This window comes from Halothiobacillus sp. (assembly GCF_027346185.1).
Taxonomy (GTDB): Bacteria; Pseudomonadota; Gammaproteobacteria; order Halothiobacillales; family Halothiobacillaceae; genus Halothiobacillus.
On the sequence record NZ_DAIESY010000136.1, the window covers coordinates 22,535 to 35,328 of the forward strand.

10 protein-coding genes are annotated in these 12,794 nt (G+C 55.0%); 4 read left to right on the forward strand and 6 right to left on the reverse strand.

The window, feature by feature from the left end:
• The first annotated feature begins 4 nt into the window (after nt 1-4).
• From leuB to rlmC, 4 genes are all read left to right on the forward strand, one after another.
• Complete coding sequence (leuB, locus tag M7R55_RS09835; RefSeq protein WP_298220237.1) at nt 5-1,078, forward strand: 3-isopropylmalate dehydrogenase; 1,074 nt, start codon at nt 5-7, stop codon at nt 1,076-1,078.
• Nucleotides 1,079-1,150: 72 nt separating this feature from the next.
• Nucleotides 1,151-2,173, forward strand: coding sequence for an aspartate-semialdehyde dehydrogenase (locus M7R55_RS09840; RefSeq protein WP_298220238.1), 1,023 nt, complete (start codon nt 1,151-1,153; stop codon nt 2,171-2,173).
• A gap of 337 nt (nt 2,174-2,510) precedes the next feature.
• The gene (locus tag M7R55_RS09845) at nt 2,511-4,643 is read left to right on the forward strand and encodes a FimV/HubP family polar landmark protein (protein ID WP_298220239.1); all 2,133 of its coding nucleotides are present in this window, start codon (nt 2,511-2,513) and stop codon (nt 4,641-4,643) included.
• 148 nt (nt 4,644-4,791) lie between these two features.
• Nucleotides 4,792-5,937 (forward strand): 23S rRNA (uracil(747)-C(5))-methyltransferase RlmC, encoded by a 1,146-nt coding sequence (gene rlmC / locus M7R55_RS09850; RefSeq protein ID WP_298220240.1) that lies wholly within the window; start codon nt 4,792-4,794, stop codon nt 5,935-5,937.
• Between the two features lie 44 nt (nt 5,938-5,981).
• Here rlmC and M7R55_RS09855 read toward each other — a convergent pair whose 3' ends face one another.
• The 6 genes from M7R55_RS09855 to M7R55_RS09880 form a co-directional block, all read right to left on the reverse strand.
• The gene (locus M7R55_RS09855; protein WP_298220241.1) at nt 5,982-6,386 is read right to left on the reverse strand and encodes a hypothetical protein; all 405 of its coding nucleotides are present in this window, start codon (nt 6,384-6,386) and stop codon (nt 5,982-5,984) included.
• Complete coding sequence (locus M7R55_RS09860; RefSeq protein WP_298220242.1) at nt 6,383-8,596, reverse strand: S8 family serine peptidase; 2,214 nt, start codon at nt 8,594-8,596, stop codon at nt 6,383-6,385. Before M7R55_RS09860 ends, M7R55_RS09855 begins: the two co-directional genes overlap by 4 nt.
• A 239-nt stretch (nt 8,597-8,835) precedes the next feature.
• Nucleotides 8,836-9,435, reverse strand: coding sequence for a peroxiredoxin (locus M7R55_RS09865; RefSeq protein WP_298220243.1), 600 nt, complete (start codon nt 9,433-9,435; stop codon nt 8,836-8,838).
• A 210-nt stretch (nt 9,436-9,645) separates the two neighbouring features.
• A complete protein-coding gene (locus M7R55_RS09870; RefSeq protein WP_298220244.1) occupies nt 9,646-10,569 on the reverse strand; it encodes an alpha/beta fold hydrolase in 924 nt (307 codons plus the stop codon).
• The gene (locus tag M7R55_RS09875; protein WP_298220245.1) at nt 10,533-12,020 is read right to left on the reverse strand and encodes an ATP-binding protein; all 1,488 of its coding nucleotides are present in this window, start codon (nt 12,018-12,020) and stop codon (nt 10,533-10,535) included. The genes M7R55_RS09870 and M7R55_RS09875 overlap by 37 nt, the downstream gene beginning before the upstream one ends.
• The gene (locus M7R55_RS09880) at nt 12,017-12,727 is read right to left on the reverse strand and encodes a response regulator (RefSeq protein ID WP_298220246.1); all 711 of its coding nucleotides are present in this window, start codon (nt 12,725-12,727) and stop codon (nt 12,017-12,019) included. The genes M7R55_RS09875 and M7R55_RS09880 overlap by 4 nt, the downstream gene beginning before the upstream one ends.
• Nucleotides 12,728-12,794: the final 67 nt, after the last annotated feature.

The following is a 12,794-nucleotide window of genomic DNA, read 5'->3' on the forward strand; positions in this document are numbered from 1 at the left end:
GATAATGCAGAAAAGTATTTTGGTGTTGCCTGGCGACGGGATTGGTCCGGAGATTACAGAGCAGGCCGTGCGGGTGCTCAAGGCCGTCACAAAAGGTTCGGATTTGACGCTCAATTTCGTGGATGGCGTGATAGGTGGTGCGGCCTACGATGCAGCCGGTCATCCCTTCCCGGAAGAAACCAGACAAGCCGCGATGGCCGCCGATGCCGTGCTGCTCGGCGCCGTGGGTGGCCCGCAGTACGATAATCTCGATCGTCCGTTGCGTCCGGAGCGCGGACTGCTCGGTATTCGTTCAGCGATGGGGTTGTTTGCCAACCTGCGTCCGGCGATCCTGTATCCGCAACTGGCCGATAGTTCGTCCCTGAAACCTGAAGTGGTTGCCGGTCTGGACATTCTCATCGTGCGCGAATTGACCGGTGGCGTGTATTTCGGTCAGCCGCGCGGTATCCGCGAAGTAGACGGCCAGCGCGAAGGCTTCAACACCATGCATTACAACGAAGCAGAAATCGAGCGCATTGGGCGCGTCGCGTTTGAAGCGGCGATGCAGCGCAACAAGAAGGTCTGCTCCGTGGACAAGGCCAACGTGCTGGAAACCTCTGAATTGTGGCGCGAAGTCATGATTCGCGTTGCCAAGGATTACCCACAAGTTGAGCTGACCCATATGTACGTCGATAACGCCGCCATGCAGCTGGTGCGCTGGCCCAAGCAGTTTGACGTGATGGTGACCGAAAACCTGTTCGGCGATATTTTGTCCGATCAGGCCTCCATGTTGACCGGCTCGATCGGCATGTTGCCTTCGGCCTCGCTCAACGATAAAGGCCAGGGCCTGTACGAACCGAGCCATGGTTCGGCACCGGATATTGCAGGCAAGGGCATTGCCAATCCGCTGGCAACGATTCTTTCTGCCACCATGTTGCTGCGATACAGCTTCGGTCGTGGTGATCTGGCCGACAAGATCGAGACTGCGGTAAGCCGCGTGCTGGATCAAGAATTGCGCACGGCCGACATCTGCACGCCACAAGATCGCAAGGTTTCTACTGCGCAAATGGGCGATGCGGTCGTCGCTGCGTTAGACTAGTACACGTTCTGGCGTCCGCTTTTGAGGAGCGGGGCGCGAAATAAATACAAAACCGAGAGTGAATAAATTTTTATGAGTCGTGTATTTGATGTGGCAGTTGTGGGTGCAACCGGTGCCGTGGGCGAAACCATGCTGGAAATTCTTGCCGAACGGAAATTCCCGGTTGGCAAGGTATACGCCCTGGCTTCGGAGCGTTCTGTGGGTAAGCGGGTGCCTTTTGGTGACAAGATGCTGCTGGTTGAAGATCTGGCCACGTTCGATTTCTCGAAGGTGCAGATTGGCTTGTTTTCGCCTGGGGCATCCGTATCTGCCATTTATGCGCCAAAGGCGGCAGCGGCGGGCTGCGTGGTGATCGATAACACCTCGCAATTCCGTTACGACGACGATATCCCGCTTGTCGTGCCGGAAGTCAATCCCGAGGCGATTGCCCAGTACAAGAATCGCGGCATCATCGCCAACCCGAATTGCTCCACGATCCAGATGCTGGTCGCACTCAAGCCGATTTACGACGCGGTGGGCATCACCCGGCTCAACATCGCTACCTATCAGGCCGTTTCCGGCACGGGCAAGGAAGCAATCGAGGAGTTAGCTGGCCAAACGGCTGCGCTTTTGAGTGGGGATCGCAAGGAGCCGGTCGTCTATCCGAAGACCATTGCGTTCAACGTGCTGCCGCAAATCGATGTGTTCATGGATAACGGCTACACCAAGGAAGAAATGAAAATGGTGTGGGAAACCCGCAAGATCATGGGTGACGACAGCATCATGGTCAACCCGACAGCGGTACGCGTGCCCGTGTTCTATGGCCACTCAGAAGCGCTGCACATCGAAACGCGCGACAAGATCACGGCGGCGGATGCGCGTGCTCTGCTGGAGAAGGCGCCAGGCGTCAAAGTGGTCGATGAACGTAAAGACGGCGGCTGGCCAACCGCGCAATCGGATGCGGCCGGTACAGACCCTGTCTATGTCGGGCGGATCCGCGACGATATTTCCACAGAGCGCGGCTTGAACCTCTGGGTCGTGTCGGATAATGTGCGCAAGGGCGCGGCGTTGAATAGCGTGCAGATAGCGGAGTGTCTGGCTCGCGACTATCTTTGATTTGAGCCCGCTTTTGGGGCGAACGGTTAGCATGGTGTTGAAAAACACCCTGGTAAGGCAAGCCATGGATGGCTTGCAAGAAGATCAAGCACGCCAAGTGTTTGATCCTCGGAGCCCGTCGCGGGCGTGTACCGCGACGAGGCGAGTTGAAAAAGGGTAGGAAGCGCCCCTATTTCAACATCTTGTTAGGGCTGAATGATGACTAAGTTGACGCTGATTTGTGGCACAATCCAACCACGGTGGATACCGGACGTCAACCCTATCCCGGCCTGAGCGTGGAAGATTGTCGGATTGCACCGGGATCACAAGAGATCTGTTTTAGAAGGAGCTGGTAGACATGCGGAAGTTGAGTTGGATTATTGCCGGTATTCTGTGTAGTGCCCCGGTTTTTGTGCATGCAGCGGAACTGGGCGACGCTAAGATAGCCTCTCATCTGACCGAACGACTCAACGTCAAAATCCCGATTACCGGGCTCAATGGCGTTTCACTCGATCAGGTTAAGGTGTTGCTGGCACCTGAAGAATACTACCAGCAAGCGGGTTTATCTCTCGATGGGCTGGCTGGAAACATCACATTCCAACTCACTTCCGAAGGCGGGCACAATTACGTCATCGTTCGCTCCAAAAGAGCCATCTCCAACCCGATTTTGAGCCTTTTGATCCAGATCAATGCCGGTGAGGGCAGTCAGATCAAGGAATTCGACCTCCTGCTGGATCCACCGGTTTATGCCGAACGTCGCGTCACTGCCCCGCAGAATGCCATGAGCGGCAACGCCGCACCACCGGCCACATCGAGCCGGGCCACTGGGTCGGGTTCTACCTGGACACCCGTCGCCGATGTGTTGAATGTGAAGATGGGAAGCACTTACCATGTCCAAAGTGGCAATACACTTTATAGCATTGCCAAAAGTGCCGTTGCGGATAAAGAAGCACTTGTCAGACCGATGATGCAGGCGATCATCAATGCCAACCCCAATGCCTTTATCGATGGTAACGGCAATCTGATGAAAGCTGGTTCGACGCTCAAGGTTCCAGAGCGAGTCACAACCAACGCAGCAGGTGCTGCGCCAATGGATAAATCCTCGGGTGCTGAGTCGTCGGGAACAGCGAGCATTGAAGCCAAACCCAAGCTTGAACTGCTTGCCGCAGAACCTGACAAGGGAGAAGCCGCTGCCACGCCTGAGAAACCGGTAGCTCCGGCGGCACAAACAGCCGCTGGAAAATCGAGTTTTGAGCCGCTGCCGGCTATAGATACTCCGGCTGCACCAACGGCTGATGCTCTGCAGCAGAACAATGAAGCCATTGCCTCCATTGATGCGAAAAGCGAGGTGATGAGCAAGCAGATTTCAATGTTGAATGACCAGCTCAAACAGGTGCAAGGATTGGTTTCCGACCGGAATCAAAGCATCAAGCAGTTGCAGCAGAAGATCAATGAATCCAACGAGCAAACCCAGTTGCTCAAGAAGCAACTGGAAGCGCAGAACAATAATTTCTGGTTGCAATGGGCTCCTTATCTGATGGGGGGTGCTGGTCTGCTCATCATCGTCCTGTTGTTGTTGGCAATTTCACGAGGTCGTAAACGAGAAGCCGCTGAATCAGCCATTAACTCGACGATGGGGGTAATGGCTGGTGCTGCAACAATGCAACCCAAAGCCGAAGTTGAGCCGCGGGTGGTCGCAGATGTTGAGCCTATGGTGCCATCTATTCCTTCTGCTAGTTCCGCTACAGATTCGAAGTCTGTTATTGATGAAGCACGGTTACTCCTTTCCTATAACCTTAATGCTCAGGCCTACGGTTTGGTTGAAGAGGCGATCGCCCGGCAGCCGAACGAGTTGTCGCTTTATCAAGAACTCGCAAGGATGTATTCAGAAGAGAATAATACTGCTGAGTTAGAAAACGTATTGTCCCGAATCGATGAGAAATTTGGTTCCGAGCATCGTCCAAACAATAGGGAACTTGAAGTTTATTCTCCAGAGCCAGCTATGCTAGAAATGGAAAGTGAGGAAGCAGGCACCGAGTTTTCTGCGCCTGCTGAATCGGATGCTCTGGACGCCATTCCAGATAGCGCTTTTTCTTTTGATACAGGTTTGAACTTGCCGAGTGAAGAGCCAGCCGACACTTCGCTGGACTTCGATGAAACGAATCAGGCATCCACCCAGGTCGAGGCCGAGAGCGCTCTGGAAACGCTTACATTGAAGGGTGCTGGAGAGCCGGCCCCCACGCTTGAAGACATTGATCTTGAGCTTGATGATAATACGCCCGAGATCACTGAGATAGCAGAGGAAGCGTTGCCTGATCTCGAACCTGTAAATGAAACAGCGGTTCAGGATGATACCCGTTTGGGTTTGGCAGAAGCCTTCCTCGGCGTGGGTGATCAGGAAAGCTACAAGATGATTGCAGAAGAAATTGAAGCGGAAGGCAATCCCGCCATGAAAGCCGCCTTGAAGAGGATCGAACAGAAGTTCAGTTAAGGCGGGCTTCGCGATCAAAAGGGGGAGAGTCATCTCCCCTTTTTTATTGTTTTTTTTCTGAGATTTCCTGAACCCCAATTGATCTCGATTAGAGTGCTTCAGGTTGATATTTGGCTAGTTCGGGGTATCCCGTCGGGATATAGGTCTCATGCATTGTGCTTATTTTGAACGTGGAACCTGTCGTTCCTGTCGCTGGTTGGGTGATCCTTATGCCGATCAGTTGCAGCGTAAGCAGGCTAGCTGTCAATCAGCTTTTACAGGTCTGGGTGGCGTCTGGCTGCCCATTGTCCCCAGCGCCGAAACTGCTTTCCGGAACAAGGCAAAAATGGTCGTTTCCGGCCATGCATCCTCGCCTTGTCTGGGCATTCTGGATGACGCCGGTGACGGTGTCGATTTAGCGAATTGTCCGTTGTATCCAAATACAATTACCGAAGCCTTCGAGCCGCTCAAGCGGATGATCCGTCGACTGGGTATTCCGCCTTATGACGTCAAAAAGCGACAAGGTGAATTGAAATACCTGCTGATCACGGTTTCCGAGGACGACGGTTCACTGATGGTCCGGCTGGTTTTGCGTTCGGATATATGGATCGGGCGCCTGCGTGCAGACTTATCCACATTGATGGCCGATTTGCCCCACCTTGCCGTGCTTTCGGTCAATATTCAGCCCGTGCATCAGGCCATCCTTGAAGGCGAGCAGGAAGTGATTCTCACGGACCGGGAAACGCTGACAGTGCATTTGAATGGCTTGCCGTTGTACCTTCGCCCCAAGAGCTTCTTCCAGACAAACACCCGCGTGGCGGAGCGGTTATATGCCACGGCCCGTGGCTGGGTGGCCGAGGTGGCTCCTTCACATATGTGGGATTTGTTTTGCGGTGTGGGCGGCTTTGCATTGCACTGTGCCGATGTGGTTTCAGGACACGTCACGGGAATCGAGATCAGTGCGGAAGCGATTGCCAGTGCGCAGCAGTCCGCTTCGGAACTGGGTCTGCAAAACGTATCGTTTCATGCGCTCGGAGCCAACGAGTTCATTGATCAGGCGGTAAGGCTGCCCCAGATGCCGGAGTTGGTCGTGGTCAATCCGCCTCGACGGGGGCTGGGCATCGATCTATGCGCCTTTCTGGATGAATCGGTAGTGCAGACCGCCATCTACTCCAGTTGCAATCCCGAAAGTCTGGCCCGTGATCTTGCCATGATGTCTGGCTTTGAACTGGTGAAGGCGCAGGTGTTCGATCTGTTCCCGCACACGGCGCACAGTGAGGTATTGGTTCAGTTGAAACGCAAAGAGGCGTCGTAACGACTCTTTGATGAACTTGGCCTCAGCATGTGGTTTGAATACGTTTACGGCCGAATCTGTATTTTCGGCGGGTTGATGCCGTAGTGCTGGTTCGGCTGGGCCGCAGACAGCATCCTGCTGTTCGCAACAGCGCTCTGGATCGTCGCCAAACCGGGGTCAGGGTTCACTTTGAGCAAATACAACCGGTGTCCGATGGATGACAAGCCGACAATGGGCAAGCCGCCTAGTTCACGCTGGAGGTTCGTGTGGGTCTGCGCGTCTTCCGGCACGCCCGGCTTGAGCGTCAACAGGTATTCTCCCGCGACGGGCTGATTGGAAGGGTTCATGGTGTTGTGCTCAGTATGGGTGTCGGCCATGGGCTTGCCAGTCATCTGGGTGCCACCGACACCCTGACAACCAGAAAACAGCAAGGCGAGCAGAAAAGCAGAGACCAGACGGCTGCATTTCATGATGCCAACCCTCGCCTGCGCCATTGAACGGCGGCCAGAATAACGGTGAGAACCAGCAGGAACGCCCAGTTCATGCTGCCACCGCCGCCACCACCGGAAGATGGGACCGTCAACAAGAAGCTGCCCGTGGCCTGTTGGCCGTAGGTGTCGCTTACGGTCACATATACCGTAGAGTTGCCACCCATCGCCGGGAGGAGCTGGAGTGTGCAGTGCCCCGTCTGTGTACAACTGTTTTGACCGGTAATTGCGCTGTTGGGTAATACAGAAGTATTGCTACTGCTTGCCGAGACACTTAGCGCGTTCAAGCCGCTGATGGAGAATGTGACAGACAGCGGCTGACCCGCAGCACCCGTCTGGTCAGCGAGCCCTGCAACGCTTAAATGCAGATTGGCGAGCGCGCGCATGGCATTGGCAGCCTTGCCCGTTGTGGTGATGCCCGTGAGGGAAGGCACCGGTATGCCTGAGTTTTTGATTGCCCTGGCGATGTCGATATCGCTGGCGGCCGGGTCGGAGGCCATCAACAAGGCGGCAATGCCGGAGACGACGGGCGCCGCCATCGATGTGCCGTTCTCAATGCCCATCTCACGGGTGTTGGCTGCAACGGTATTGAGCTTGAAAAAAGCGATCAGCGGGCCGGTGTCGCCTGGGCTGGAGGGTGTGCTGGTCAACTGGAAGCCGATCGAACACGTTTTGCCGGCACACTGATTGATCGGGTACGCAGCCGCTGGGGAGCTGAGGGTATCGGTTTCGTGTTGGAGTTGAGTGCCACTGCCTGCAAAGGGATCCGTATTACTTCCGACGGCAATGCCAGAATTGAGATAATCACCCGAGGCCATGCGCCCTTGCAGGTAATAATTCAAAGCAATGAGTTGAGTGCCGGCTGCAAACGTAAAGTCGGTCCAGATTCGGTCGTCTGTACTTGGTACATAGCTGCTCTTGCCGTAATCAACCGGATTAACAAGTTTCGAGATACCAGATGTGGTTTTCCCATAGCCCCAGCCTGTACTGGCACCCAGGCTGGCTGTCCAGCCGCTGGAAAAATCCGTTGTCAGGGTCGGCCCTGCAAATGTGCTGAGTATGTTCGTCCCCGGCGCACCCACATCCACACTCGTGGCACCGTAATTGGAAAAGCTGGTGAGTTGGAAGGATTGGTCTAGCGCAGCCACGCAGATCAGGTTGTCTTGTGGAAAACTGCAAGGGTAAAAAGCGGTTTGATCAACGTCGAGCCCCTTTCCATTTGAGTCGCCGTTACCCGCCGCAACCACCACCAGCACGCCTTTGCTTTGGGCATAGGAGATGGCATCGGAGAATGCCTGGTCAAAACTGCCTGAACCACCCAGACTCAGGTTGATGATTCTCGCACCGTGATCGACCGCAAAATAAATACCTTGCGTGACGGTTGCGGTCGAGCCCCGGGTTGCATCCAGCGAACGTACCGCCATGATGCTGGCTTTCTGGCAGACACCGGAACCTTCAATCCCATTATTGCCCTCAGCACCGATAATGCCTGCCACATGGGTGCCATGGCGTTCATCGCCGGTTGTGGGATACGGATCGTCATCGTTTTTAACGAAATCGTAGCCATGGTGGGGGTATTGAGTCCCACCGTTCCACATGCTGTTTGCTAAATCCTGCTGGGTGTAGTTGATCCCCGTATCGACGACGGCCACAGTTACCGATGAGCAGTCTGATTGGTACTTCCATGCATTTTCAGCATCAATGTCATCACCGGGTGTGCCTGGGTTGCTGGTGGCATAGGTCGCGTCCGAGACAGTCTGCCCGGTATTTTTCAGCGCCCATTGTTGGCTGATTTGTGGATCGTTGGGTACCGCAGCGGTATGGTAGACAAAGTTCGGTTGAACTGAAATGACACCCGGCATGGCGCGGAACGTAGCCATCGCCGATGAGATCGTATCGGTGCCGGGCGTGAGCTTGACCAAGGTCAAGCCTGTTCGGTTGATCTGTTTGACGCTGCTCGCCATGCTGTTCAGCGTGGGCGTCATGTCCTGTGCCGATAGTGTGCTACCGAATTTAACCAGAACCTCGTTGGGCACAACGGTATCGGGCTTGAATGAGCTGGCGGCAGAGGGGGCCGGGAGCACAATATTCGTTGTTGAAACGGGTAGGCCTGCCTGGGCGGGCAGGTTGATGGCCAGCGCGCACAGCAGACCAAGTGCGCATTTTGTATAGAGAGTGTGGCGTGATGTCATGAAGCTAAAGCGTCCTGTTTGTCTGTGTCTGTTTCCGTTTGTTTTTGCTTCGCCGATATTACATAGCTTCTGCCGTTTCAAAATGACAGTTTGCCGTTCTTCCGGAAAATAACGGATTAAGCGTGTCGATCGGTTGGCTGATGTTTCCCTGGATCTCAAAGACGAAGCCCCCAATGGTTAAATATTGAGGGCTTCGTTGAACTCGTAATTACTGCACGTAGTGCAGAGGATGGTTTGTATTACAACTTGTCAGCGTGCTCGGCCAGGTATTTGGCGACGCCTTCGGTGGTCGCATTCATGCCCGCGTCGCCTTTCTTCCAGCCTGCAGGGCACACCTCACCGTGGACTTCGGTGAATTGCAGTGCATCGATCAGACGCAGCATTTCATCGATGTTGCGGCCAAGTGGCAGGTCGTTGACGACCTGATGGCGAACGATGCCGTCACGATCGATCAGGAAGGAACCACGCAGGGCAACACCGCCGTCGAGTTCGACGTCGTACGCTTTTGCAATACTGTGTTTGATGTCGGCAACGAGCGTGTATTTCACCTGACCGATACCGCCTTTTTCGACGGGGGTGTTTTTCCAGGCAAGGTGGGTGAATTCCGAGTCGATGGATACACCCACCACTTCCACATTGCGCGCGGTGAATTCAGCCAAACGGTGATCGAAGGCGATCAGTTCCGACGGACATACAAAGGTGAAATCCAGCGGGTAAAAAAACAGAACGGCGTATTTACCTTTGATCAGAGAAGAAAAAGTAATTTCCTGGATTTCGTTGTTGCCCATTACAGCGGTTGCAGTGAAATCCGGGGCGGGTTTGCATACGAGAACAGCCATGAGTAGCTCCATGAAAAATCAACATCCTGATGGGGACAACCCATGTTGATGTTGTGATGTTAGAAGAAATAAAAAATATCTTGCCGGGGCAATATACCACTCGTTTATTTACCACAACTGACAGAACAATCTCAAGTCTTGCTTCCGTCCACGGAGTTTAGGGAATGTCTGCGCAAATGCAGACTTTCCCGCGCAGAGGCTCCCTAAGTCTTAATGCGTATGATTTGTCGATAATTTTGTCGACTCGATAAACGAGATCAGTTCGTGAATATGCTGTTCGATCTCATCGGTCGCGTCGTGTTCGCCAGGTAAAATCAGTAAGCGGTTGATTGCTTGATTGCCCTTCTCGAAAATCCGCTTCGCATCGGCCGGTGGAATGGTGTTGTCATCGCTGCCGTGCATGATCAAAACGGGGCAGGAAATGCTTTTGATTGTATGAATGGGCGCAATGGCATCAAACCGGTACCCGATGACCCACTGCACATAATTGAGCACGTACCAGCCCAAGGGAAAGTAAGGCAGTTTTTTGGATTCAAGCCAGCGGCGCATCATATCCTCAGGATGGGCGAATGCCGCGAGGCTGACAACACAGGCAATATCGTCTCTGCGTGAGGCGGCCAGCAGGGTGGCGGCGGCACCGACGGAATGCCCGATCAATGACACCGAGGCTAGGCTGAACTGTGCCTGCATTCGAATCCAGTTCAGAACGGCATCTATGTCTTCTGCAAAACGAGGCATGGAGGAGAAATTGTCGTTATCGCTGCTGCCGTGGCTGCGTGCATCAAAAAGCAATACGTGAAAACCAGCGGCCTGAAGCGGGCGTGCCAATGGCAGCATGAGTTCGCGATTGGCTCCCCAGCCATGCGTGATGACGACAACCTGCGGGTTGCGCTCCCTCTGCCCCGTCAACAACCAACCGTCCAATTGTCGTCCGCGTTGAGTCGGAATCTTGATTTCAGCACCAATGAGATGATGCTCGGCCAGCGACTGCACAATGGGTTCCTTCGCTGCCGTCAGGCTCTGTCGCAAACGTCTATTGAACAGGAGAAGTAGCCCACCGATCACGATGGCTATACCTGTACCTGTCAAGAGCACGTTCATAGTCGTGCCTTCGACAGGGTGACGACTACGCATGTGCCGCCATCTTTGCGGCCAAGAATGCGAATATCTCCCCCTTGAGCACGCACGGACGCGCGGGCGATGGCGAGGCCGAGACCACTGCCACCCGTATGCCTTGCACGGGAGGTTTCGAGACGCACATAGGGTTCGAATATCCGTTCCCGGTCCGCTTCGGGAATACCGGGACCTCGATCCTCAACACGAATCACCACGTCGGTAGGACGGACTTCGACCGAAAGATCGATGGGGCCATCGCTATAGCGCCGCGCATTATCCAGTACATTCTGCAAAGCCCGTTGAAGTGCCTGGGGTCTCGCCTTGACGGGTGTTTCTGCCGCGCCATGCCGCCGGATTTGCGCACCCAGCAAGGTCATGTCTTCACACAGCAAATCAAGCAGTGCGTCGAGATTGAGTGATACAAGCGGCTCTGTTGTGGTGCCGGCTCTCAAAAAAGCCAGGGTGTGGCCGATCATCTCATCCATTTCGCTGAGGTCGTTTTCTATTTTCTGTTTGAGCTCATCGTCCGCAAGTGAGGTGAGTCGCAGCCGCATTCGAGTGATCGGTAATCGCAAATCGTGCGAGACGCCCGCCAGCGCTTGCCCACGAACTTCGATCAGTCGTTGAATGTCGCGTTGCATCTGGTTGAATGCCTGTGCCGCCCGACTGACTTCTAAGGGGCCGGTTTCCGCCAGTGGTGCCTGATTCAGATTCTGAGGCAGACGGACGGCCGCTTCGACCAGCGCATCGAGTGGATGTGTGAGGCGGCGCAGAATCCAGGCCACGCCTGCGATTACAATCAGACCCAGCAGCAAAAGCCATCCCATGGTTTCAAATGGCCAGCGCATGGGCGGCGGCAGGGCATGGCGCAGAGTCAGAACGCTGCCGTCATCGAGCCGAGCCTGAATCAACAGCGCATGTTCCCAGTGACCGCGCGCCGGGGGCTGCATCTGCCAATGGCGGTCGAGTGTCCACGGTGCCTGCTGAAGCAGTATGGGCGCCGTTTCGGGTTCAAGCGTTCGCTGGGCGCGCCGATCCATGTCGTCGCCGTTAATGGCCAGAACCTGGATCGGTATCGGTTGCTCCAACGCGGCTTGCAGGCGTTGTGCAAACTGCCGTGTCATCGCATTTTCCACCGGCATTCCTGCTGCGTTGAGTGGACCCGTAGTTTGGCGCCCGGCTTGTCGCCAAGGTTGGCGAAACATCAGGTGGGTCAGTGGTGTATTCATCCAGCGGGCAAGACGGCGCCGTTCATTTGGTGCGGTATCGTTCTGAATCTGAATGATCTGGGCAATCCGCTGTACGGCGTAGTCGCCCAGCAAACGCTCACCTAGGCGGGCGCGATCGGCCACCAGTAAGCCGAGGCTCAACACGAGCGCCGCAACAATGCCCAGCGTGAGCATGAACAGTACCTGTCCGAACAGGCTGAGTGGCCAGATACACCATGCCCGGGTTCGCTTCTTGTTCACCCCGGTTGCCCGCCTTGTGGGTTTGTGAGGAGCATGTAGCCTTCGTTTCGAATGGTCTTGATAAGCGTGGGTTCGCGGGCGTCATCACTCAGTCGGCGGCGGAGGCGGCTCATCATGACATCGATCGTTCGGTCGAGCGGATCGGATTCTCTACCCGCGAGCGCGTCCATGAGTTGGTCGCGAGACAACACCGTGTTCGGGTGTTCCGCCAGTGTTTTGAGCAGGCGAAACTCTCCCGTGGACAACGGAATGACGATTTGATCTGCGCTCATCAAATGTCGGGCGGCCAGATCAAGCGTCCAACCGTTGAAGTGCAGGTGGCGGGGTGGCTGGGCATGGTTCTGCTGTTCCGAGCGACGGAAAATGCTGCGGATCCGAGCGAGCAATTCGCGCGGGTGAAATGGCTTGGGTAGATAATCATCAGCGCCCATCTCAAGACCGATGATGCGATCCATCTCATCGCCACGGGCGGTCAGCATCAGGATTGGGGTGGTCTGGCGTGCCCGGATAGTTCTGCATAGGGACAAGCCGTCCTCACCCGGCAGCATCAGGTCAAGAATGATCAGATCGACCGTCGAGTTCTCGAGTCGCGTCCATAACTCGTTCCCTTCCGCTGCCTCGAGCACGTGATAGCCTTGATCGGTCAAATATTTCCGCAACAGGCTACGCAGATCGGCATCGTCATCTACCACTAGAATTGTTTTCATGAATTTGATTCGTCTATTAATGAATAGGCGCTATCTTAGCCCAGCCATGCCGCCGGAAAGCGACATA

Bases quoted from the DNA above. Each gene is read 5' to 3' on its own strand.
- M7R55_RS09840 (WP_298220238.1), top strand. From the start codon at position 1,151: ATGAGTCGTGTATTTGATGTGGCAGTTGTGGGTGCAACCGGTGCCGTG.
- M7R55_RS09870 (WP_298220244.1), bottom strand. From the start codon at position 10,569: ATGCGTAGTCGTCACCCTGTCGAAGGCACGACTATGAACGTGCTCTTG.
- M7R55_RS09865 (WP_298220243.1), bottom strand. From the start codon at position 9,435: ATGGCTGTTCTCGTATGCAAACCCGCCCCGGATTTCACTGCAACCGCT.
- rlmC (WP_298220240.1), top strand. From the start codon at position 4,792: ATGCATTGTGCTTATTTTGAACGTGGAACCTGTCGTTCCTGTCGCTGG.
- leuB (WP_298220237.1), top strand. From the start codon at position 5: ATGCAGAAAAGTATTTTGGTGTTGCCTGGCGACGGGATTGGTCCGGAG.
- M7R55_RS09880 (WP_298220246.1), bottom strand. From the start codon at position 12,727: ATGAAAACAATTCTAGTGGTAGATGACGATGCCGATCTGCGTAGCCTG.
- M7R55_RS09860 (WP_298220242.1), bottom strand. From the start codon at position 8,596: ATGACATCACGCCACACTCTCTATACAAAATGCGCACTTGGTCTGCTG.
- M7R55_RS09845 (WP_298220239.1), top strand. From the start codon at position 2,511: ATGCGGAAGTTGAGTTGGATTATTGCCGGTATTCTGTGTAGTGCCCCG.
- M7R55_RS09855 (WP_298220241.1), bottom strand. From the start codon at position 6,386: ATGAAATGCAGCCGTCTGGTCTCTGCTTTTCTGCTCGCCTTGCTGTTT.